Here is a 468-nt window from a genome sequence, read left to right as displayed (position 1 = left end):
AGCCCCACCCCCGGGCGCGGAAGTCGTTATTGTCCGTTGACGCTTTCATGCTGTGGCGGGTTCCCAGGGCCACAATGTCAGCCCACAGGCCGGAGGATGTATGTGTCAGATTCAGGTATCCGCCAAGGCTGCCGGCCTCATCCCGGACCGTGCCGGCCCGGGAGGCGTCATCATCCTTAACATCAACGGAAGAATGGCCTGCAGCACCATATATCCCTGCGGTCACAGACATACCGGCAACCTCTGTTCTCAGCGGGTCACCCTCCAGGCGGACGAAGCCATAGCTGCCGCTGCTTTCCGGCGTGGCCCCACGGGCAATACCGCCGTTGTTATCGTGACCGAGATGGCCGCCCTGAATGCTGAGACGGACGCTGTTATTTTCACCGTTTACACCGGTCTGATGGCTGCGTGAGCCTGCCAGAATCCGGTCATAGTCCATTGCCTGTGTCAGCATGGAGGCATACAGGG

At 60.5% G+C, this 468-nt stretch carries 1 pseudogene; it reads right to left on the bottom strand.

The annotated features are described in order from the left end of the window. A pseudogene (locus K0040_RS22500) lies at positions 1-468 on the bottom strand (autotransporter adhesin Ag43); the annotation flags it as partial.

It is taken from the genome of Terrisporobacter petrolearius (genome assembly GCF_020748185.1).
GTDB classification, from domain to species: Bacteria; Bacillota; Clostridia; order Peptostreptococcales; family Peptostreptococcaceae; genus Terrisporobacter; species Terrisporobacter petrolearius.
Note: the sequence above shows the minus strand (reverse complement) of the source record. Positions and strands in the feature narration are given on the sequence as shown.